An 18,349-nucleotide genomic window follows, 5' to 3' on the forward strand; every position below is an offset into this window, starting at 1 on the left:
AAAATAGAAAGGTTTTGGAATTATGTTCACGGAAATTCGTGACATTACAGCTTTAAACAAAGAGGAAGTATTAGCACTACGCATTGCTGATAATCAGCAAGATTTTATTGAAAGTACACAACAATGCTTAGCGGAGGCAAAAGCAGATAAACGCTTTATCCCTATAGGATTGTATAAGGAAGATAATGCAGTTGGCTTCGCTATGTATGGCGTGTTCCCACATAAGGACAATTCACAACGTGTTTGGTTAGATCGCTATTTCATTGATGAGCTCTACCAGCACCAAGGTTTGGGAAAATACTTTTTACAGCAACTTATTCAATATTTAGTAGCTAAATACAGCTGTCAAAATATATATTTAAGTGTTTATGACAACAATACAGTAGCTATTCAGTTATATAAAAAGTTTGGCTTCGTCTTTAACGGTGAGCTAGATACTAAAGGTGAAAAGGTGATGGTAAAGGAGGTACATGCTGATGACTACCCTTAACCCAATTGAAACAAGGCCTCTTAGGCCCTTGTTTTTATCATATTTATTCCCGGCCATGATTGGTATGTTACTGATGTCAGTGAATATTTTAGTGGATGGTATTTTCGTTAGTCACGGCGTTGGACCAACCGCTTTAGCAGGCGTAAATATCGCCGTACCTATTTTTTCGATTTTACTATCTATTTCCCTTTGGATTGGTATGGGTGGGGCAACACTATTTTCAATTTCTCTCGGTGAGGGCAATAAAAAAAGAGCGAACCAGCTCTTTACATTAGCATTTACAACCATGATCGTTGTCGTTATGGCACTGATTCTAATACTTTTATTAAATTTAAAGGAAATCTCCTATATATTCGGCGCAAGTGATGCTACATTTCCTTATGTACAAGAGTACTTACATGTTATTTTGATTTTCGGTGTGTTCTACACAATTGAAAACTTACTAAGCATTTTTATTCGAAATGATGGCAATCCAAAGCTTGCAATGATGGGTTTAATTACTACATCTGTGTTAAACATTATTTTAAACTACATTTTTATTTTCGTACTCCACTACGGCGTAACTGGCTGTGCCCTGGCTACAGCACTTTCCACAATAATCGGTATGTCGGTGCTTTGCCTACATTTCTTCCGAAAGCAATCCGAATTAAAGTTTGTGCGTAAGTTTTTCAACCTATCTGATTTAAAGAAAATATTCGCTATTGGGTTACCAAGCTTTATTGTTGAAGCCTCCGTCGCTATTATGGTTATTTTATATAATGTGACATTTTTACACTATTTGGGCTCAGATGGAGTGACCGCCTACGCGATGATTAACTATATTCATACCGTACTATTAACAGTATTCCTTGGTATCGGTATGGCCCTACAGCCCCTCGTTAGTTATCACTACGGTGCGAGATTAATTGAGAGATTAACAGCGTTATTGAAAATCGGTATAGCCACTGCATTTATTCTAGGTTTAACTACTGTCATAATTGCTACATTATTCCCTTCTCAGCTAATAGCATTATTCGGTGATAGTACGTTTGAAATTCGTAATATGGCCGCGCAAGGCTTTGTACACTTTGCAATTGGGTATGTATTCCTTGGCGTGAACATGGTCTTTGCGGAATTCTTCCAATCAATTGAAAGAATACGTCTTGCAGCAACCATAATGTTACTTCGCAGTATTATATTATTTATCCCTGCTCTCGTACTATTGCCTAAATTACTTGGCCCACAAGCTATTTGGTGGACATTCCCCGCCGCAGAGGGCATTACCGCATTACTAATTTTTATATTTATAAAGAGAAAAACACATACTATGTTCTCAGAAGCAAGTTCCTTAAAGGCACTATAAATAAAGTTAACCCCCTCTCAATGCAATAATCGAAAGGGGGTTAACTGTTTAGGCCATCCTCTATACTGCCAAACCATGGACTTCAAAATTTCCAAGCCAAGAAAAAAAAGGAATCATACACATTTGATTCCTTCTTGAATGAAACTTTATTCACTTTATTTGTCTTCTTGTATTTCCCTTGCCTGTTGCAGTTCATCTTCTGATGACGTAACTCCGAGAATATCGAGAAGGAACATGAATAATGGAATACCAATAATTAATCCCCATACACCAAGAAAATGCTCCGAGAAGAGAATGACCATGAATGTATAGAAAATTGGAAGATTTGTCTTAGCAGACATTAGCTTTGGATTTAAGAAGTATGCCTCCATAGCATGTAGTACCATAACAATAACTAAGATATAGACAATGTACATAGGACCACCGATACTGTATGCGATTATAGCTAGAGGAATCAAGGACATGATAACCCCTGCAACTGGCACTAACCCCAGTATAAAGAGCATGATCCCCAGCGCAATTAAATGCGGGAAGCCCATAATGTATAAAGCAATAACAGATAAAACACAGTTGACAGCAGCAATAATGAACTGTGCCTCAATAACTTTACCGAAAGAACGAATGAATATCCTTGAGAAATAATGTAATTCATCGTAGAGATGGCTCATTTTGCTATCTTTAAATTTCGCTGTAAATTCCGTAATACGTTTCTTTTCAAGTAAAATAAACAAGCTCAAAATTAGTGCAATGAATATATGCAAAATGATTTTACCAATATTCGTAAGGTTTTTCAGCGTGAGGTCTACACCTTGCTCTAAATATTTACCCAGCTCAATCTTGTCAAAGGTTGGAGCTAAATACCGTGCAATCTCGTTATCATTTGGGTTAAGACTAAAGCTAGCAATAAGATCAAAGAGCTGTGTAATTTGTTGGGTTACGACAGGCAAATACTTGTAGATAATTGCAACAATACCTGCAACAAGCAAAAGATAGAGGGTAACTGTTACAGCCTTCTCGTTCATCCGTACGTACTTTCTAACCTCTTTTGTTGTCTTCGTGGTAAGTTGATTCATCAAGTAAGTAATAATGAACGTAAGAAGAATTAGATTGATCATACTCCGCATCATATATAATGCAATAGCGATCCCAGCTAGGATTAAAAAACGTTTAAATCCATGGCTTCGAAAGAAATTACTCATGTATTCACTCCTTCTACAAAACGGCTTCGCGGCCTTTACTGCCTGGATTTCGCCATCAAATGAACAAAAACAATTAATAAATTGATGTAGAATATTACGTATCATTCTTATGTAAATGCCCCCTTCATTGGATTATTATTTCCATTAACACTTAGAATAAGACTTAAATACTTGCGCTTTATAAGTCTCATAAGAAATTAATGCATCCAAGGAGCGAAAAGAATAGTATGCCTTATCAAATTAATAACAATATTTTTGAAAGCTGTATCAGCGTTATAAGCCTTAATTTTATTAGTCTATTATAACCCTTTGAACACCATCATAGCCAATGTAAGTTCTTTTATGATAGTACTAAAATTAAATTTTTTATCTTTAGTCTTAGGATGATATTCTTACAGAAATTATAAACTGAAATTATATAGAAAGGATTGATTATGTGAAAATTGCTAGAAACCCGAAGGACATTCATCAACCGGTTGCTCCTTATGTACATCAAATAGAAGTAACAGGACCACAGAGATGGTTAACACTATCTGGACAAATAGGCGTGGAAGAAGATGGGACTATACCTGAAGAGCCATTAACTCAAATGAAATTGGCATTAGAAAATATCAGAAAGAATCTTGAAAGTGCGAATATGGAAATTCAAGATTTAACGAAGATAACCCTTTATTTGGTTGGAGAAATAGAAATTAATGTAGATCAAAGAAAGAAAATAATGAACGACTTTCTTGGTGATCACCTTCCGTGTATGACATTAATGTATGTAGTTGCGCTTGCAGCCCCTTCCCTAAAGATTGAAATTGATGCCTGGGCTTGTAAGGAAATGTAAAATTATTATATGTTGAAACTAACAAGGGTGTGCGTCTAGATTTGTATTAAATTTTGTGATAAAAACGAGGCCCGGGACATAAGTATATTTTAAAGTAAAGTTTCATAATTAGAAAAGTGCGAGAAATCAACGTTTCTAAAATTGATTTCTCGCACTTTTTTTCATCTCATTTATAGATCTTCATTTTTAGAGCTTATTTTAGCATGCTTGTATCCATAGGCTATATAAATAACTAAACCTATCGCTAACCAAATCAAAAAGCGCACTATAGTAAATGGCGGCAGACTAAAAATTAATACAATACATCCTCCAACACCTACAGTTGCTACAAGCCATAGCGCAGGTACTTTAAATACACGTGGTTGATCTGGTCGTGTATAGCGAAGAACAACAACACTAACTGTTGTTAAAGCAAAAGCAGTTAAACCGCCGATGTTAGCAAATTCCGCTAATTCTCCGATCGATAAAAATCCTGATAAGAGAATGCCTGTTACAACAACAATTAAAGTTGACAATACAGGTACGCCTGTTTTTTTATTTGTTTGTGCAATACGTTCTGGTAGAAGTCCATCTCGGCTCATTGCAAACAGCACGCGTGTCGCACTTGTTGTATTTGCAATCATCGTAGCAAGCAATCCAAAAATAACTGATACTGCAATGATAGCACCTCCCCATTGAATCCCAACAGATTCTAGTGCATATACAGTAGGATTTGGAACATCCAACTCAGGGGATGGTACAATACCTGTTAATACTAGTGCAACAATTGCATAAATAAGCGTTAGTATACTTAGACCACCGATTAAAGCTTTTGGTATTGTTTTTTGAGGATTTTTTACTTCCTCAAGAACTGTTGTTACACCATCAAATCCGGTAAAGGCAAAGAACACTAGTGCCGCTCCCGCCATTACACCTGACCAGCCAAACGGTGTAAACGGTGTCCAGTTTATAGGGTTAACGTGAAAAGCCCCAATAGCAAGGAATAAGATAATCGCGCCAACCTTTGCAGCTGTAAATAACATATTTGATCGACCCACATTTTTAATTCCACTCATTGAAATCCAAGCTACAATAAGCCAACCAGCCACAGCAGGTAGATTCACAATCCCACCATGAGCAATATCCTTTGTTAAAACTTCTGGCAAGTGAATTCCCACAGATTGTAAAAACGAATTGACGTAGCCACTCCAGCCAACTGCGACTGTACTAGAAATAACGATAAATTCCAATAATAAATCCCAACCGATTATCCAAGCAATCATTTCACCTAACGCAATATAAGAATAGGTGTAAGCACTCCCGGCAACAGGAGCCATCGCTGCGAATTCAACATAGGCTAACCCAACTGCTATTGTTACAAGACCACCTATTAAGAATGAAACAACAACACCCGGACCCGCATGTAGAGCAGCTGTAGTTCCTGGCAACACAAAAATGCCAGCTCCTATTGTAGCCCCTAGTACGTACAGCAATAATTGCAACGACCCTAGTTCACGCTTTAGTTTAAAACGTTCGACTTCAGTTATTTTATTGGCTTGCTCGATTGATTTCTTTCGTAAAAAATTCGCCATAATAACCACTCCACTTTCAAAAAAGAAAATAAATTTCATTTTTATGTATTTTTATCAATAAACAGTATATTATCCGCATTTTCGAATTGAGTCAACAATTAGATTATTATAACAATTTATCTTTTTACTTGAAAATGAGTTAATAGAAGTTCTTTTATATGAAACTTTTAACAATCTTTAAATTCCCATTTCACTAGAATCATAACGGCGGCTGCTTTACTTTTTCTTCTTGTAATAACTTTGGTTCATCACCAAAAGTTATGGATGACTTTTGTTAAAACGTCTACTATGTAAATGGTTGATTAGAGTGGAGACTGGGCGACTCCTTGATCCATAACTTTATAAAAAGCTCGGTTATTTCCTTCTCTCAATTACTTCATTTGCCATTTTTTCACTATACATTAGATGTTGTAAATATGATGTCAATAAAGAAAATCATAAGCAAATAGAAAGCATCTCTACAGATAGGAGAGACAAAAAAGAATTGAAATTCCACCGCCTATCATAATCCCCTGTAGAGACTTATTTCTATAAGAAACTATCCAAACTAGTAAATCAATAGTAAAGATGGTATTGTACAAGCTAGAAATTTAGAAGTTAGGAGAGGGCAAAATGGATTCCTATGAAGTATCGACATTAAAAAAGGGCCTTTTGATTTTGGATGTATTACGTCAAAAGCATTCTCTTACATTAACTGAAATTATGGAAGAATTATCAATGAATAAGACATCCGTTTTTCGTATGCTTTATACGCTCGAAAAAATGAATTATGTCATTAAATATAATAAATACTATCAATTAAATCCGCATATCTTTAGGGATGAGCACTTATATTGGCACAAAGATATCCAATGGACGTCTCTCGTGGCGCCATATCAATTAGCCCGCCAAGAAGAAATAACTACTTACATTGGTATTTTGGAAGATTATGAGATGGTAATAAAAAATGTGATTAGGGAGCCTTTTGAACATCCTACTTATCAAGCAATCGATACTCGGACACCTATGCATTCAAGCGCACTCGGAAAAGTAGTATTAGCTCATCTGTCAGCTAAAAAACAACGTGAAATATTAAATAGTATTGAACTAAATACATTTACAACAAAAACCTTCTATGATTATGGCCTATTAATTCCTCACTTACAGGTCATTAAAGCACAGGGATATGCTGTTGATAATGAAGAAACGAATGTAGGTAAAATTTGTATTGCAGTTCCGATTTATGTGAATGAAGAAGTCTTCGGTGCAATTGCTTTGCACGGTTCGACGAATCAAATGAGGAAAACGGCCATTCGGTCATTTGCAAAAAAATTAGAAGAGGCAAGCCAGCAATTAACGGAAGAAATCCATTACCTGTTAGCATAAAGGGAAATTTCAACTCCCTTCAGCAACTATTTTGCGTAGCGAAAGTGTAACGGCAGCTACAAAGGTCTCCCACCCCTATAGGTGGTGAGATAAATGCATGTTTAAGTTACTTTTCAGCGGATGTCACGGATTCCGAATTTGCAATTATGTCGAGGCATAATTAATTCGATCTTCTATTTGCAATTAAAATGCTTTTGTTTCTATATATGAAACTATAACTAAGTATGTTGGTAAAATATTTTTTTTACTCTAATCTGATTACAGAAAACAGAGGAGGTAGGAATATGAAATTTCATACATTAAAAAAAACAAATATTAAGATTTCCGAAATTGGTCTGGGGACGAATGCTGTAGGTGGCCATAACTTATATGAAAACTTAAATGAACAAGACGGGACGGAGCTAGTCACAGCTGCACTTGACCTAGGGATAACTTTATTTGATACAGCAGATATCTATGGAAAAGGGCGTTCAGAAGAGCTTGTTGGCGAAGTATTAAAAAAATATCCTAGGGCAGATTTTGTTTTAGCGACAAAGGGAGGCAGACATTGGTTTGAGGATGGCTCAGTAAAAACAAATAATCATCCGCAATATTTACGAAGTGCACTTGAAAATAGCCTGAACCGGCTACAAATGGACTATGTAGACCTCTACTATTTACATTTCCCAGACAACGAGACCCCTCTTGTGGAGTCGATTGGGGAATTATCACGCTTAAAAGAAGAAGGAAAAATCGGAGCAATAGGCATTTCAAACGTAACATTAGATCAGCTTATAGACGCTAATGTGCACAATGATATTTCAGTGTTACAATCTCCGTACAATATGTTAAACCGATCTGCAGAACAAAAATTATTGCCATACTGTGTAAAAAATGATATTTCCTTTATTCCATACGGTCCACTTGCATATGGCCTACTTGGTGGTAAGTATACAAAAGACTTTAAGTTAGGCACTGGAGACTGGCGAATTTCGGATCCTTTATTCCAAGGTGAATTATTTGAACAAACATTAATAAAAATAGATGAGTTAAAAGGAATTGCAGAGGAAAAGCAAACGATCTTACCAAATCTAGCGCTAGCTTGGTTATTAGCTCAAGACGGTATTGATGCAGTTATCCCAGGTGGAAAACATAAAAGCCAAGTAGCTACCAATGTGAAAGCAACCGATATCTTATTAACTAAAGAAGATTTAGTGAATATAGAAAGAATTTTAGCATAACATAAAAATGCGAAAATGCTGTTATATCAACATTTTCGCATTTTTTTATTGAGGACGTTCTAAAGCAAATATTTCTCCAATTTTTGCATAATTCGAGCCAGCTAGTCTGCTAACTGCTTTTAATTTCCTTGGGTCAATACGCCCTTCATTATAAATAGTCTCATCTATATGAAATTGAACAACCTGACCAATGAACAAATCACCCGTCTGTTCGTCGCCATTCATCAAAGGAATCGTCTGTACTAAACGACATTCCATCCGAACCTTCGCCTCTTGAATACCTGGTACAGATATTAGCTCACTATCGGTTAATGTAAATTGAACTCTATCAATTTCACTTTCACTTACAGGTAATGAAGCCGCCGTTTCATTCACCTGCTTAACATTATCCTCATCTACAATATGCACAACAAATTGTTGCTGATGATGAATATGTCGAGCGGTATCTTTTAAGCGCCCTTGTGGTTTTTGAATGGCTAGAGAAATCATCGGTGGATTTGATGATATAATGTTAAAGAAACTAAAAGGTGCGCCATTGATGACTCCTTGCTCTGATTTCGTCGTGACAAAGGCAATTGGTCTCGGAATAATACTGCCAATTAATAATTTATAGTTTTCACGCTCAGTATTTTTTGTAGGATCAATCGAAATCAAACGACTCATCCTCCTTAATCAAGCACACGCACTTCAATCGGAATTAATGTTCTTTCTAATTGTTCACGATGCTGTTCGTATTGAGCTGGTAACATTAATTGACTACCCATTGTTTCAGGTGTTTCATCATGAGCGAATCCAGGCGGATCTGTCGCAATTTCAAATAAAATCTCACCAGGTTCACGGAAATAAATCGCATTAAAATAATTTCGATCTTTCACTTCAGTTACATGTTGTCCATGATTCATTACATACTCTTGCCATTCTAGATGATCTGCATTATCCTGGGCTCTCCAAGCAATATGATGAACTGTTCCAACTCCCATTTGACCGCGCATACCAGGAACTACTTTTAAATCTACTGTATTGCCAATATCTGCACTGGATTTGAAACGAGTATACTCACCTTCCGTTGCTACTTTCTCAAGACCCATGACTTCAGTTAAGACTTTTGCTGTTTCTTCAGGGTGACTCGAATACAGTGTTGCACCGCCAAATCCTTTAATCGCAACCTTTGGAGTTACTTCACCAAATGTCCATTCATTTAATTCACCTTCCGCACGTGCCACCAATTCAATATGAAGTCCGTGTGGATCATCAAATTGTATTACTTGTTCACCAAAGCGTTCAGCTTTTTGGAATGGAATAGCGAATTTCGCAAGACGATTAATCCAAAAAGGTAGTGCTCCCTCCGGTACAACATAAGTAGTTACACCAACTTGGCCATCACCAATGCGGCCTTGATAAGCATCTGCCCAAGGGAAGAATGTAATAATTGTCCCCGGTTTACCACCTTTGTTCCCGAAGTAAAGATGGTATGTGCCTGGGTCATCGAAATTTACTGTTTGTTTAACTAAACGTAGACCTAATACACCAGCATAAAAATCAATATTTTCTTGTGGATGCCCTACAATCGCTGTGATATGGTGAATACCCGCAGTATGTTTTTTCATGTTAACAGTCCCTTTCATGATAAATGTATTGCTCACCTATACTTTATCCAATAACGTTCTACCTCAATCTATCAAATATGCCTCGGCATAATTGCGTCCGGAATCGGCTTTTTGCTTGCATAAAGAACTCCTTTCCGATTCCGTGACATCCACCGGAGGCTTTAGGCCAACAGATGTTTTTTGTGCGAAAGCGAAGCGTCAGCAACAGCACAAAGTTGGTCACTCAGTCGTTGCCACAGGATGTGGCGTTCTTAGGCTGAGTTCCTCTATTTCAGTGGGTGTAATAAGTTAAACATGATTAACGAATTGTATATAAAGCTTTTGACCAAGGAATTATTTGATCTAACATTTGGTTAACTGAATCTGTTTGTACTTCTTTTGGTTTAAAATCAGTACCATTTTCAAAGTCTGTGAATAGTGACAATGCTGGATGTACACGGACATCTGCAATTAAAAGCTCACCCATAATACCACGTAAATGTTCAGCTGCACGTGCACCACCTACAGAACCATACGATACAATACCTGCAGCTTTGTTATTCCATTCTACACGTAAATAATCTAGTGCATTTTTTAAAGCACCTGTAATAGAGTGATTATACTCTTGTACGATAAATACAAATCCATCTTGTTTTGCAACAATTTCTGACCAAGCTTGAGCGCCTGAAGCGTCTTGCCCTGGTTCACCTAGTAAAGGTAATTTGTAATCTGCGATATCAATAATTGTATAGTTTGCATCTCCTCGTTGATCTGCGATTTCTTTTACCCATTGTGCTACTTGTGGACTTACACGACCTTCACGTGTTGATCCGATAATAATCCCGATATTTAATTCTGCCATTGTTTTTTCCTCCTCTTTTTTTGAAGCAAATAATTTATTTAAAAAACCCATTATGATTACCTCCTTTTGATGAAAAGTAAAGCTTTACTTTCTACATGGATTAAAAGGTTCGAATTCATTTATCTTGAATTTATTTATCTTGAATTCGAGATAATAATAACACGATGGTTTCATTTACGTCAACATGTTTGTTTAAATATTAAAAAAAGCAGAGATGTTAACACTCTGCTTAAGCTTGTAGACCCAAGGATAAATATAAAATAATGCGTATCAATAAACAAAGGTTGATTTTCACTCCGAGTAGGGGCTTTCAGCGCAAGCTCATCCCGCAGGAGTCGCCACTCTCCGTGAAAAATCAACAGCTCCTCATCATTATATGGGTAGACAAGCTGAACCAAAAGAGAATTATAACTACGATTAAATAGTAACAATGTCTAGCCTAAATTATAATGGACTGTGTTTGATTACTTTTCATCCAAGATACATCTCACAGAAGGTTTCGTCGCTCCTAACAAAATGAATATCAGTATCTTACGCTTAAATCAACATACAAAAAGTAGCTACAGTTGACCCTAGCTTTTTCCTAAATACTCATGAACCTGTGATTTTAGATAGCTATATTGCGTTCGTATCTTGAAAAGCCTCTTCCCTACGTGAACGAATATCCTGATATTCGAGGTTGTACGGAAATTGTTCTTGTGTAAAATCCTTTCTGTCCTCGTCGAGAATATTATAAAAATACCAGCCTTCATCAAGCCACGTTTTATAAATTTCGCCCCCAAGGATATCATTAACAACTAATGAAGTGACTCCGCATTGGCCTTTTGCAGGATTATCTAAACCCCATTTTGAGCTAGATTGAATGGACCAGGATTTTTTAAAAGCTTTTAACAGATCATTTTCTGTAGACATTCCTCAACGTCCTTTTCTACCTTAGTTTTAATATGGTATGTCATCGATTTTAATAGGCGTTGTTCTACCTAAAATCCAATCATCTTTGATTGCACCATAAACGATACTATCTGTCACAGTACCATCTGCATTTTCCCAAGCATTTCTTAAATAGCCCTCTTTTACAAAACCAGCTTTCGCAAAACATTTCCTCATTCCCATATTATCAACTCTCGTATAACCTTCGATACGAATCTTATCTTTTTCTCCAAACAGGTAATCTTGTAACCAAAGGAGGGTTTTTACACCGTATCCTTTTCCTCTATAACGAGTATCTAAACGGATATCGAATAACGGGATCGTATCACTTATGTCATGAATGATAATAATCCCGACCTTTTTTTCATTATCAACTATCCAATGCGTTTCGCGATCGCTGTGATAGTATCCTTCTGTATATGCTTTTCGAACGGATTCCTCTTTTAAATGTTGATCGGTATGATAAATCCACTTGTTTTGAGTTAACAGTTCCACTAAATCTTCAATTTCATTTCCTAATAGTTTATATTCCATTTATATTATCCTCCAATGAATAATAATGAGCTCATCACCATACGTAGAGTTGAAATTCCGTTCCACTAGGCGCTTTCCCGGGAATGCTCACTTAGAAAGCAATATTATATACCTCTACTGAACCCTAGATTCTACTAACCCTACTTTAACAAGTGCTGTTAGGATGTGCAAAAGGTATTGGCATAAATTTCACATTTCTTCTATAAGATTTAATGTGTAGGTCATCATGCAGTATATGTGATCGAATATTTCATCATTACCTCTCGAAAGTATTCACAACAAAAATATATACTTGAAAGAAGTATATATTTTTGTTAAATTTATCCTATGGATAGAACAAGTTTAATAAAAGGTCATTTAGAAATGTGTGTATTGTCTATATTGTCTAAGAAAAAAAGTTATGGCTATGAAATTATGAAAGAGTTAGAAAAACACAATTTGAAATTGAAGGGAGTAGGAAGCATTTATCCCATCTTGACTAAGCTAAAAGATCAAGAATGGGTTGATACTTACCGTGAAATGACAGACAACGGGAAAGTTAGAGTTTATTATGAAATCAATAAAAAAGGAGAAGTTTATCTTCAAAAAAAAATCAATGAATGGTTGGAGTTGCAACAAGACATAAAATCCCTACTTCAAAGCGGTCTGGAAGGAGAACTTTTTGAATGAGTATGGAATTGAGTTTAGCAGAAAAACAATATTTAACCGAAGTTCTAAAAGAGTTAAAACAGTATCGTATCAGCTCAAAAGAAAGAAAGAATATAAAGCAACAGCTTTTAGAGCATATTCAAGAATCTCGTGATAATGGAATTGATAGTATAAATGATCTGGGAGATACTACGACATTTATTAAAGATTTTTTAGAGATTAAAGGTATAGATCTTCATTCGGAAATAAAACAAATGCGGAAAAGTCGACCTGGAATATCATTAGTTATTGGGTTTTGTACTTTTATTTTTACCTATCTTGCTTGTCAGCTAATACTATCGATGTTTTTGACAGATTCCTTTAATCCGCAAAAGACTATTGCAACATTCGATTATAATATTGTTTATCAGATTTCTGATGTTGCTTGGTGGAACTTCTTGCTAATCTCAATCAGTATTTCCACTTCCTCTTTAATAGCTTTACTTGCAATAAAAATTTTCGGAGGAAATAGGTGAAATAACAATGAAAAGAAAACCAATATATAAAGCTATATTAGTTTGTTTATTAGTAATTCCACTTTATCTATTTCAACTAGTCTCACCAATCTCCACAGATGCCGCAGAACAAGACGTTAAGAGTACTATAGATAAGTATGTTGGAAACTTTTTAGAAGAGCAGCGAATTCCAGGGGCATCTATTACTATTGTTCATAAAAATGATATCTTTTATTCTAAATCGTGGGGTGTAACAGGCGAATCCGAAGAAAAGGTAACTGCTGAAACTCCATTTGTTGTCGGCTCAATTAGTAAATCACTAACAGGCTTAGCCATCATGAGATTGGTTGATGCAGGCATTATTCAATTAGATGATCCAGTTCAAAAATATATGCCATGGTTTACCCTAAAAGACAAACAAGCCGCTTCTCAAATAACAATTAAACATTTACTTACGCAAACAAGTGGGATAAGCACTTATTCTGGCTTAGCTATATCAGACAAGGAATCTAAAGATTTAAGTGCTATAAAGGAAAATGTGGAAAGTTTATCGAATGTGAAGCTGACTGCTGCTCCTGGGGAAAAACATCAATATAGTAATGCTAACTTTTCTATTCTTGGAGCTCTCATCGAAGAGGTTACCAAACAACCATTTTCTAAATATATGGAGGAACAAGTTTTTTCTCCATTAGGGATGAAAAATGCAGCCGCTAATAGCAACATAGCCTATGAAAAAGGATACTTATCTGGCTATCAATCATGGCTTGGTCACCCTGTCAAAAGTGCAGTCACATTTGATAATGGAGGGACACCCTATGGATATATAACGGCAAGTGCAACAGATATGGTGCAGTACATTAAACTACTTAGTCGCCATGAGCATAACAATTTTTTAAGTAAAAATGCGATGAATCTTTATATATCGCCGTTTGTTCAAACTAGTAAATATCGATATTACGGCCTTGGTGTACGAATCTCATATCCAGAATCCAAAGAAGAAATGATATGGCATTCTGGTTCAAATCCTGACGCACGCTCAGAAGTATTTTATCTACCAGAAACCGATTGGGGCGGGGTAATTCTCACTAACAAAAGTCATATATTAGAGGAAAAGTCACTTCTTTACTTGAAAGAAGGGATTATCAACATTTTAAATGGAAAAGAGCCCGTTGACGCACCTAAATATAAACCTACATCTCAAGTCATAACAATCGCTATTTTATGTTTACTTTTTGTGCTGTTTATTTATCTTCTAATAAAAGTTAAAGCTAAAAATGTGAACAAAAGAGGCGTGTTGGGTATATTCGGTCTTATACTTTTAGTTTTGGCCATTATCTCCATTCCATTATTAAGCTATAATACAGGAACACCTTGGCACACTATTAGATATTTTGCCCCTGATATTGCATTTTTGGTTATAGCACTAGTTACCCTTTTAACATTGAATGGCTTATTATCTATATATATTTCATTTAAACGACGACAAAAAAGACAACTTCTCTAAGTAGGAGTTGTCTTTTATAGTTATGCTTGTATGATCAAGGAAAAAGTTTCATATCTTACAATTGATTCATTCATTGCCTTGACCGTAGCCTGCCTCCGAAGCCATAGCGTCTGCTTTCGTAACATGTACCGTACCAAATGGATGGTTTGGAGGAGCGTATATTGAATAAAGCTTTAGTGGCACATTTCCTGTATTTGTGACGTTATGCCATGTTCCAGCAGGCACTACTACAGCATAATTTTCATAGACTTTTCTTTCATAATTTAAATTGTTTTTACTCGGGCCCATTTGAGCAAAACCCTCACCCTGTTCAATATATAAAGTTTGATCCACATTTGGGTGTACTTCCAAACCGATATTATCACCAACATTAATACTCATTAAAGTAATTTGTGAGTTCTTTCCCGTCCACAGAGTAGTACGATACGTATCGTTTTGCTTAGCTGCATCTTTAAGATTGATGACAAGTGGCAGAGGCCCATAATCTTTTAATACAATACTTTCGCCATTGGAAAAACGAGAAGGTTCAGCTCTGTTCGCGTACCCCGTCTGATAATGAGGTGTCCAATAAACTAGCTGATCTCCATAGTTATACATAGGCATGTTTCCGTAATAAGGAATGTAGTACATTTTCTCAATCCCCTCACACATTATAAGGTTATCCTATGCAACTTGTTCCAGAAATGTACGTATACGTATTCAATCCTATAGTACGGCTTAGAAATTTTTCTTACTCAAAGGTATCCTCATCTTCAGCATACTCTAAAATATCCCCTGGTTGGCAATGCAAGACTTTACAAATTGCATTTAACGTGGAAAAACGTATTGCCTTTACCTTTCCCGTCTTTAAATTCGATAAATTGACAATCGATATATCCACTGCTTCTGCAAGCTCACTTAATTGCATTTTTCTATCAGCTAATACACGATCCAATCTTACGATAATCGTCAATTCCTTCACTTCCTATACTGTTGCATCATACTCTTCTTGTAAAAAAGAGCCATATCTAAATATCCTACCAATTGTCCAAACTATAAAACTACATAGTAGTATGCGCCAATTCATATCAAAAAATTTAAAAGAAACGGATTGAATCCATTCAATATTGTCTAATTCATTATTGTTTAAAAACATATGTACTACCGTTGAAACCAAGTATGCTTGAACCGTGTTACTTAAAAAACTTAAAATGAATAAACTGCATGCTATTAGCTCTATTCTTTTACTATTTCTAAGAGTAAAGACTCCCCAACAATGACTGATCTAACAAATTTCCATAATAAAATAAAAATTGTCATAACAATCAAAGTAAAGATAAATCGAGTGTAAAATTAAAACGATTGTTTCACTTTTATCATAAACAAAATTCCTCATTTTAAAAAACAGTTATTCCATTAAATTTAAAAGAAATGTCAATGTTGGAATCTAAAACTAGTTTACTAACTTTCTCTCCAGAGACTGTTAAAGCTACAACTAATAAACCAAAGAGTAATAAGATACATGATGCTATGATTACTAAAGTAGCTATTAATAATATATTTAATATTCCCAAGCTCATTTTCATATTAAAGCATATATTATTTCACACCCCCGTTTAACTAGCCCTAACTTCAAACTTTAAGTTCGGATATAGTATATATATTATAAGCTGATTTCAGCATGATTCCACATAACTATTTAACTTCTTTCAGCGGGCTATTATGCTAAAGGCATAATTAATTAGCAGCTTCATGAACTATTTTTTAAATTCGACTTTTTCTCTAATAAAGGACATACTAACAAGTATAGATTTATCATAAACGAACATTCCAAAAAGTATATAAAATTTCTAGAGCTTGATATAGTATGTATTTAAGAAAAAAACAATTTGTTTTGGTGGTGTATATATGAAGAAGTTCATGATGGATTTTTTAATGATTACGATCGGTGCGTTGCTTTTTGCACTGGCTGTAAACTTATTTGTTATACCTAATGATTTAGGTGAAGGTGGCGTAACAGGTTTAACAATCATTGCCTATTATTTGTTTGGATGGTCGCCAAGTATTGTGAGCTTTTTGCTAAACGCAGCTTTATTAGTAGTTGGCTATAAATTTTTAAGTAGGCAAACGACTATTTATACGATTATTGCAGTATCCCTCCATTCACTGTTTTTACATTTAACAGAATCGTGGTCGATTTCTTCGAATGAAATTATTGTGAACGCTATTTTTGGCGGGGTGTTTGCTGGAGTTGGTATAGGCTTAATTATAAGAGTTGGTGGAACAACAGCAGGTTCAACAATCTTAGCTAGAATGACGAACAAATATTTAGGCTGGAGTATTAGTTACGGTTTATTGTTTTTTGATTTAATAGTTGCTTTTTCATCTTACTTTATTATCGGAGCAGAAGCATTAATGCTTACTGTCATTATGCTTTATGTCGGAACAAAGGTAATGGAGTTTGTTATTGAAGGTGTAAATCCGAAAAAGGCAGTTACGATTATTTCGAAAAAGCCAGAGGAGATTGCCAGTCATGTGAATGGTTTTATGAACCGAGGCGTGACAGTTCTATCAGGCCATGGCTATTACACGAAGGAACAAAAAGAGATTCTGTATATTGTTATTAGTAAACAGGAAGTTGTAAAGCTAAAGAAAATCGTCAAAGAAATAGACACGGATGCTTTTATTGCTATTCATGATGTACGAGATGTTTTTGGACATGGATTTATTGAATTATCTAAGGCGTAATTAAGAAACTGAGAAAACACCTTTTGTTGAAAATGAGGATTATCCCTTTAAAAATCAACATAGAGGTGTTTTTCTATTGACTATTTATACTAATCCCCACGGAGTCGCCCAGCCTCTACTCCTGATGAACCCTTTATCCCCTAACCTGTAAGGAAATTTCAATAATCCTATCTAAAAGTTTTGTATAGGTAATTCCTGCCGACGATGCGCTTTTTGGGAGTAAGCTGTTCTTTGTCATCCCTGGCAATGTGTTAACCTCCATGACATAAGGGATTCCATCCTTGATCATCATATCGATCCTGGCGTAAACATCACATTTTAATGCTTTATAGCAAGCTTTTGCTGCCTCGGTAACTCGTTCATGTATGGCAGATGGAAGCTCTACAATTTCCTCTATCGTAGCGGCATCCTCATATTTCGCCTTATAGTCAAAGAACTGCGCTGTATGTTGAATCGAAATAATCGGTAATAGCTCCCCGTCCAAAATGGAGCATGTTATTTCTTCACCTTCTATATATTTTTCAATAATGATTTCAGCATCCCATTTGAATACTTCCTCAATGGAAGTGAGTAAAGAATTTTTATCATAAACTATTTTCACCCCTACACTGGAGCCACCCGAATTAGGTTTAACGACGAACGGATAGCCCATCTTATTTAATTCATCGAACTGAAGCTCCTCGATATTCGAAAGATGGAGCCAATCCGGTGTTTCAATGCCTTCATAACGTAGAATTTTTTTCGAAACGTTTTTATCCATACACATACTGCTTGAAAGTATTCCACTCCCCGTATACTTAACGCCCATAGCCTCTAGTACACCTTGAATCGTACCATCCTCTCCAAATTTGCCATGTAGTGCTAATAAAGCAATATCAATATCTCTCACCTTTTCAATAAGCTCTGATGTGTTATTTTCATTTAGTTTAATAGCAACCACTTCGTATTTACTCGTATCTATATGAGCGATCATTTCTTTCCCTGTCATAATAGAGACCTGCTTCTCCGAGGAAACGCCCCCCATAATAACGCCAATTTTCATATG

General features: G+C 35.7%; 18 protein-coding genes and 1 pseudogene. 9 read left to right on the forward strand and 10 right to left on the reverse strand.

Annotation, left to right across the window (positions count from 1 at the left end; translation table 11 throughout):
- The first annotated feature begins 22 nt into the window (after positions 1-22).
- Both ACIQZA_RS10165 and ACIQZA_RS10170 read left to right on the forward strand, forming a co-directional pair.
- Positions 23-490 carry a GNAT family N-acetyltransferase gene (locus tag ACIQZA_RS10165; RefSeq protein WP_400940189.1) on the forward strand — a complete coding sequence of 156 codons (468 nt, stop codon included), beginning with the start codon at positions 23-25 and terminating at the stop codon, positions 488-490.
- A complete protein-coding gene (locus ACIQZA_RS10170; RefSeq protein WP_402881282.1) occupies positions 477-1,832 on the forward strand; it encodes an MATE family efflux transporter in 1,356 nt (451 codons plus the stop codon). Before ACIQZA_RS10165 ends, ACIQZA_RS10170 begins: the two co-directional genes overlap by 14 nt.
- A gap of 155 nt (positions 1,833-1,987) precedes the next feature.
- Here the strand turns inward: ACIQZA_RS10170 and ACIQZA_RS10175 are convergent, their stop codons facing one another.
- Entirely contained in the window at positions 1,988-3,031 is a 1,044-nt protein-coding gene (locus ACIQZA_RS10175; protein ID WP_142508667.1) for an AI-2E family transporter, read from the reverse strand.
- Positions 3,032-3,467: 436 nt separating this feature from the next.
- Here ACIQZA_RS10175 and ACIQZA_RS10180 point away from each other — a divergent pair, with 436 nt between their 5' ends.
- Entirely contained in the window at positions 3,468-3,863 is a 396-nt protein-coding gene (locus ACIQZA_RS10180; RefSeq protein WP_402881280.1) for a RidA family protein, read from the forward strand.
- A 170-nt stretch (positions 3,864-4,033) separates the two neighbouring features.
- Here the strand turns inward: ACIQZA_RS10180 and ACIQZA_RS10185 are convergent, their stop codons facing one another.
- Positions 4,034-5,434 carry an amino acid permease gene (locus tag ACIQZA_RS10185; protein WP_142508669.1) on the reverse strand — a complete coding sequence of 467 codons (1,401 nt, stop codon included), beginning with the start codon at positions 5,432-5,434 and terminating at the stop codon, positions 4,034-4,036.
- Positions 5,435-6,046: 612 nt separating this feature from the next.
- Here ACIQZA_RS10185 and ACIQZA_RS10190 point away from each other — a divergent pair.
- Entirely contained in the window at positions 6,047-6,799 is a 753-nt protein-coding gene (locus ACIQZA_RS10190) for an IclR family transcriptional regulator (RefSeq protein ID WP_402881278.1), read from the forward strand.
- Between the two features lie 284 nt (positions 6,800-7,083).
- The gene (locus ACIQZA_RS10195; RefSeq protein WP_402881276.1) at positions 7,084-8,019 is read left to right on the forward strand and encodes an aldo/keto reductase; all 936 of its coding nucleotides are present in this window, start codon (positions 7,084-7,086) and stop codon (positions 8,017-8,019) included.
- Positions 8,020-8,064: 45 nt separating this feature from the next.
- On the opposite strand, the gene ACIQZA_RS10200 is transcribed toward ACIQZA_RS10195, so the two are convergent.
- The 5 genes and pseudogenes from ACIQZA_RS10200 to ACIQZA_RS10220 form a co-directional block, all read right to left on the reverse strand.
- Positions 8,065-8,673, reverse strand: coding sequence for a flavin reductase family protein (locus tag ACIQZA_RS10200; protein WP_400940203.1), 609 nt, complete (start codon positions 8,671-8,673; stop codon positions 8,065-8,067).
- 14 nt (positions 8,674-8,687) lie between these two features.
- Positions 8,688-9,626: a ring-cleaving dioxygenase gene (locus ACIQZA_RS10205; RefSeq protein ID WP_400940205.1), complete on the reverse strand. Its 939-nt coding sequence runs from the start codon at positions 9,624-9,626 to the stop codon at positions 8,688-8,690.
- Between the two features lie 298 nt (positions 9,627-9,924).
- Complete coding sequence (locus ACIQZA_RS10210; protein ID WP_400940208.1) at positions 9,925-10,518, reverse strand: NADPH-dependent FMN reductase; 594 nt, start codon at positions 10,516-10,518, stop codon at positions 9,925-9,927.
- 521 nt (positions 10,519-11,039) lie between these two features.
- Positions 11,040-11,379, reverse strand: a pseudogene (locus ACIQZA_RS10215) (YunG family protein).
- A gap of 27 nt (positions 11,380-11,406) precedes the next feature.
- Entirely contained in the window at positions 11,407-11,931 is a 525-nt protein-coding gene (locus ACIQZA_RS10220) for a GNAT family N-acetyltransferase (protein WP_142508675.1), read from the reverse strand.
- Between the two features lie 327 nt (positions 11,932-12,258).
- On the opposite strand from ACIQZA_RS10220, the gene ACIQZA_RS10225 reads away from it, so the two are divergent.
- Genes ACIQZA_RS10225 through ACIQZA_RS10235 form a run of 3 tightly spaced genes read left to right on the forward strand, consistent with a single transcriptional unit; the run spans position 12,259 to position 14,577 of the window.
- Entirely contained in the window at positions 12,259-12,600 is a 342-nt protein-coding gene (locus ACIQZA_RS10225) for a PadR family transcriptional regulator (RefSeq protein WP_400940213.1), read from the forward strand.
- On the forward strand, positions 12,597-13,094 hold the full coding sequence (locus ACIQZA_RS10230) for a hypothetical protein (RefSeq protein ID WP_400940216.1): 498 nt from the start codon (positions 12,597-12,599) through the stop codon (positions 13,092-13,094). Before ACIQZA_RS10225 ends, ACIQZA_RS10230 begins: the two co-directional genes overlap by 4 nt.
- 7 nt (positions 13,095-13,101) lie before the next feature.
- Positions 13,102-14,577 (forward strand): serine hydrolase domain-containing protein, encoded by a 1,476-nt coding sequence (locus ACIQZA_RS10235; protein WP_400940219.1) that lies wholly within the window; start codon positions 13,102-13,104, stop codon positions 14,575-14,577.
- 66 nt (positions 14,578-14,643) lie between these two features.
- Here the strand turns inward: ACIQZA_RS10235 and ACIQZA_RS10240 are convergent, their stop codons facing one another.
- Positions 14,644-15,207: a cupin domain-containing protein gene (locus ACIQZA_RS10240; protein ID WP_402881272.1), complete on the reverse strand. Its 564-nt coding sequence runs from the start codon at positions 15,205-15,207 to the stop codon at positions 14,644-14,646.
- A 100-nt stretch (positions 15,208-15,307) separates the two neighbouring features.
- Positions 15,308-15,529, reverse strand: coding sequence for a helix-turn-helix domain-containing protein (locus ACIQZA_RS10245; protein WP_132361243.1), 222 nt, complete (start codon positions 15,527-15,529; stop codon positions 15,308-15,310).
- A gap of 935 nt (positions 15,530-16,464) precedes the next feature.
- On the opposite strand from ACIQZA_RS10245, the gene ACIQZA_RS10250 reads away from it, so the two are divergent.
- On the forward strand, positions 16,465-17,304 hold the full coding sequence (locus ACIQZA_RS10250; RefSeq protein ID WP_142508682.1) for a YitT family protein: 840 nt from the start codon (positions 16,465-16,467) through the stop codon (positions 17,302-17,304).
- A 133-nt stretch (positions 17,305-17,437) separates the two neighbouring features.
- Here the strand turns inward: ACIQZA_RS10250 and ACIQZA_RS10255 are convergent, their stop codons facing one another.
- Positions 17,438-18,346 carry a D-alanine--D-alanine ligase gene (locus ACIQZA_RS10255; protein ID WP_402881270.1) on the reverse strand — a complete coding sequence of 303 codons (909 nt, stop codon included), beginning with the start codon at positions 18,344-18,346 and terminating at the stop codon, positions 17,438-17,440.
- Positions 18,347-18,349 lie beyond the last annotated feature (3 nt).

Source organism: Lysinibacillus sp. NPDC096382 (assembly GCF_044762845.1).
In the GTDB taxonomy this organism is placed as follows: domain Bacteria; phylum Bacillota; class Bacilli; order Bacillales_A; family Planococcaceae; genus Lysinibacillus.

Bases quoted from the DNA above. Each gene is read 5' to 3' on its own strand.
- ACIQZA_RS10185 (WP_142508669.1), bottom strand. From the start codon at position 5,434: ATGGCGAATTTTTTACGAAAGAAATCAATCGAGCAAGCCAATAAAATA.
- ACIQZA_RS10205 (WP_400940205.1), bottom strand. From the start codon at position 9,626: ATGAAAAAACATACTGCGGGTATTCACCATATCACAGCGATTGTAGGG.
- ACIQZA_RS10230 (WP_400940216.1), top strand. From the start codon at position 12,597: ATGAGTATGGAATTGAGTTTAGCAGAAAAACAATATTTAACCGAAGTT.
- ACIQZA_RS10170 (WP_402881282.1), top strand. From the start codon at position 477: ATGACTACCCTTAACCCAATTGAAACAAGGCCTCTTAGGCCCTTGTTT.
- ACIQZA_RS10235 (WP_400940219.1), top strand. From the start codon at position 13,102: ATGAAAAGAAAACCAATATATAAAGCTATATTAGTTTGTTTATTAGTA.
- ACIQZA_RS10175 (WP_142508667.1), bottom strand. From the start codon at position 3,031: ATGAGTAATTTCTTTCGAAGCCATGGATTTAAACGTTTTTTAATCCTA.
- ACIQZA_RS10210 (WP_400940208.1), bottom strand. From the start codon at position 10,518: ATGGGTTTTTTAAATAAATTATTTGCTTCAAAAAAAGAGGAGGAAAAA.
- ACIQZA_RS10225 (WP_400940213.1), top strand. From the start codon at position 12,259: ATGGATAGAACAAGTTTAATAAAAGGTCATTTAGAAATGTGTGTATTG.
- ACIQZA_RS10240 (WP_402881272.1), bottom strand. From the start codon at position 15,207: ATGTACTACATTCCTTATTACGGAAACATGCCTATGTATAACTATGGA.
- ACIQZA_RS10220 (WP_142508675.1), bottom strand. From the start codon at position 11,931: ATGGAATATAAACTATTAGGAAATGAAATTGAAGATTTAGTGGAACTG.
- ACIQZA_RS10195 (WP_402881276.1), top strand. From the start codon at position 7,084: ATGAAATTTCATACATTAAAAAAAACAAATATTAAGATTTCCGAAATT.
- ACIQZA_RS10255 (WP_402881270.1), bottom strand. From the start codon at position 18,346: ATGAAAATTGGCGTTATTATGGGGGGCGTTTCCTCGGAGAAGCAGGTC.
- ACIQZA_RS10165 (WP_400940189.1), top strand. From the start codon at position 23: ATGTTCACGGAAATTCGTGACATTACAGCTTTAAACAAAGAGGAAGTA.
- ACIQZA_RS10250 (WP_142508682.1), top strand. From the start codon at position 16,465: ATGAAGAAGTTCATGATGGATTTTTTAATGATTACGATCGGTGCGTTG.
- ACIQZA_RS10190 (WP_402881278.1), top strand. From the start codon at position 6,047: ATGGATTCCTATGAAGTATCGACATTAAAAAAGGGCCTTTTGATTTTG.